The following is a 2,805-nucleotide window of genomic DNA, read 5'->3' as shown; positions in this document are numbered from 1 at the left end:
CAGCAGCCAGCCCCGCTGGTCCGGGCCGTGGCCCAGCAGCGCGCACTCCGGCGACCGGGTGACCATGAGCAGGCCGAACAGGTAGTCCGCCCCGGTCACGTCCGGGCCCACGAGCCCGGCCCGCCGCGCCTCGGCCACCACCTGGTCCGCGAGCTCGAGGATCACACGCTCTGCCTCGGCGATGAGGGCCTCCGGCGGCCGGTCGGCGGGGTCGAAGTCGTCCCGGGCCGCCGCGAGCGAGGCCAGGTTCACGGCCCCCAGGTCCTCGGCGAGCCGCCGCCACCGCGCCTCGGCCCCGCCGCCGTGCTCGGCCCCGCCCGCCCCGTCGAGGAAGGCCTGCAGGATCCCCCCGGTGCGGGCCACGACGTCCTCGAGCACGGCGTCCAACAGATCCCGACGCGTGGGGAAGTGCCGGTACAGCGTGCCCACGCCGACCCCGGCCTCCTGCGCCACCCCACGCAGGGACATCCCGCCCCCTGGGTGGCGATGAGACGGCCGGCGGCCGCCAGCAGGTCCTGGCGGTTGGCGCGGGCGTCGGCTCTCATGTCCCCATCATCCCACTCCGCCCGGCACCGCCCGGCGGCGGGGACCTGACGCCCTCGGGTCCACGCCTCGCCGGCCCGCCTCATCCCCGGGCATGACCTGCCGCCCGCAGAGGTGGTCCCCTCCTCCGATCCGCCCCGCCGCGTCCGCGCGGAAGAGTGGGTTCCATGGACACCGCTTCCTCCGCACACCCCGCCTCCCCCACGACCGCCGGCCCCGTCGCACCGGGGCCGGGCACGCCGTCGTCGTCCGCCACCACGACGACGGCGCCCGCCGTCTGCGCCCGCGGACTCACCCGCGCCTACGGGCGCGGTGACGCGCAGGTGCACGCCCTGCGCGGGGTGGACGTGGACTTCGCCTCGGGCGCGTTCACCGCGATCATGGGGCCCTCGGGCTCGGGCAAGTCGACGCTCATGCACTGCCTGGCCGGGCTGGACGCGCCGACCTCGGGCTCCGTGCGGATCGGCGGCACCGAGATCACCGGGCTGGACGACACCGCCCTGACCCGCCTGCGCCGCGACCGCGTGGGCTTCGTGTTCCAGGCCTTCAACCTGGTGCCCACGCTCACGGCCGAGCAGAACATCGTGCTGCCGCTCGAGCTGGCCGGCCGCACCCCGGACCGCGCGTGGCTGGAGGAGATCACCCGGGCCCTGGGCCTCGCGGACCGGTTGGGCCACCGCCCGCACGAGCTCTCGGGCGGTCAGCAGCAGCGCGTCGCCGTCGCCCGCGCCCTGCTCACCCGACCGGACGTCGTGTTCGGGGATGAGCCCACCGGCAACCTGGACACCGCCACCTCCGCCGAGGTGCTCGGCCTGCTGCGCCGCTCCGCGCGGGAGATGGGCCAGACCGTCATCATGGTCACCCACGACCCCGTGGCCGCCTCCGCCGCCGACCGCGTCGTGCTGCTCGCGGACGGCCGCCTGGCCGGCGAGCTCGTGGACCCCACGGTCGAGTCCGTCACCGCGGCCCTGACCGCCCTGTCCGCCCCGGCCGAGGGCGGGGTGCGCTGATCATGTGGACCGTCGCCCTCTCCCAGCTGCGCACCCAGCCGCGCCGCTACGTCTCCCTGGTGCTGGCCATCCTGATCGGCACCCTGTTCCTCGCGGCCTCCTTCCTCGCGGCGTGCACTTCATGGCGGAGACCGCGGACCTGCTCTCCACCCCGGACCAGGCCGTCATCCTGCCCAACCTCGCCGCCGGCTGCTCCATGGCGGACATGGCCGACCTGGACTCGGTCGAGGACGCGTGGGAGCAGCTCGAGGCGGTCTACGGCACCGAGCCGGACGACGACGGGCGCGTGCCCCTGCTGCCCGTGACCTACATGAACTCCTCCGCGGCCCTCAAGGGCTTCGTCGGCGAGCGCGGCGGCATCGTGTGCACGTCCTCCAACGCCTCGGCCGTGCTGGACTGGGCGTTCGAGCGTGCCCAGCGCGTCCTGTTCTTCCCGGACCAGCACCTGGGCCGGAACACGGGCCGCGCCAGGGGGATCCCACTCGAGCAGATGCCGACGTGGAATCCCCGCCTGCCGCTGGGCGGGAACTCCGAGGACGCCCTGCGGGACGCGAAGGTCCTGCTGTGGCACGGCTTCTGCTCGGTGCACCGCCGCTTCACGGTCGCGCAGATCGAGCAGGCCCGCGCCGAGCACCCGGACGTCCAGGTGATCGTGCACCCCGAGTGCCCCCTGCCCGTGGTGGAGGCCGCGGACTCCTCCGGGTCCACCGACTTCATCGTCAAGGCCATCCAGGCGGCGCCGGCCGGCTCGACCTTCGCGATCGGCACCGAGATCAACCTCGTGCAGCGCCTGGCCGCCCAGCACCCCGAGCACACGATCTTCTGTCTCGATCCCGTGATCTGCCCGTGCTCCACGATGTACCGCATCCACCCCGGCTACCTCGCGTGGGTGCTCGAGGAGCTCGTGGCCGGCCGCGTGGTCAACCGGATCACCGTGCCCGCGTCCGTCGCCGACCCGGCCCGCACCGCTCTCGAGCGGATGCTGGCCGTCGCGCCGAAGCAGTCGGCCGCGCAGTCCGCCGGGGCCGGGACGTGACCCCGGCCGACCGCGCCCCGGCGACGCCGGCCCCGCAGCCGGACGTGGAGCGGATCGTGGCCGCCGCGCTCGCCGAGGACGCGCCCTGGGGTGACGTCTCCTCGGAGGCCTTCGTCCCGGAGCAGGCCCGGATCACCGCGCGCGTGGTGGCCCGCGAGCCCGGGGTGCTCTCCGGCACGAACGCCCTCGAGGCCGCCTTCCGGCTCGTCGACCCGG

At 75.1% G+C, this 2,805-nt stretch carries 2 protein-coding genes and 2 pseudogenes; 3 read left to right on the top strand and 1 reads right to left on the bottom strand.

What is annotated here, in order from left to right:
* A partial coding sequence (locus D8M29_RS10545) for a TetR/AcrR family transcriptional regulator (protein ID WP_238693386.1) occupies window positions 1-468 on the bottom strand: 468 nt, incomplete at its 3' end.
* Between the two features lie 242 nt (window positions 469-710).
* On the opposite strand from D8M29_RS10545, the gene D8M29_RS10540 reads away from it, so the two are divergent.
* The 3 genes and pseudogenes from D8M29_RS10540 to D8M29_RS10530 all read left to right on the top strand — a co-directional run.
* Window positions 711-1,553 carry an ABC transporter ATP-binding protein gene (locus D8M29_RS10540; RefSeq protein ID WP_127435453.1) on the top strand — a complete coding sequence of 281 codons (843 nt, stop codon included), beginning with the start codon at window positions 711-713 and terminating at the stop codon, window positions 1,551-1,553.
* 109 nt (window positions 1,554-1,662) lie between these two features.
* Window positions 1,663-2,589 (top strand): annotated as a pseudogene (nadA, locus tag D8M29_RS10535) (quinolinate synthase NadA); the annotation flags it as partial.
* Window positions 2,586-2,805 (top strand): annotated as a pseudogene (locus D8M29_RS10530) (nicotinate-nucleotide diphosphorylase (carboxylating)); the annotation flags it as partial. The pseudogenes nadA and D8M29_RS10530, both read left to right, overlap by 4 nt.

Source organism: Micrococcus sp. HSID17227 (assembly GCF_003989405.1).
GTDB classification, from domain to species: domain Bacteria; phylum Actinomycetota; class Actinomycetes; order Actinomycetales; family Micrococcaceae; genus Micrococcus; species Micrococcus luteus.
The sequence above is the reverse complement of the archived record's forward strand: the minus strand, read 5'-3'. Positions and strand labels throughout refer to the sequence as shown.

What these genes read in the sequence shown, in the direction of transcription:
- D8M29_RS10540 (WP_127435453.1), top strand. Translation starts at nt 711, where the DNA reads ATGGACACCGCTTCCTCCGCACACCCCGCCTCCCCCACGACCGCCGGC.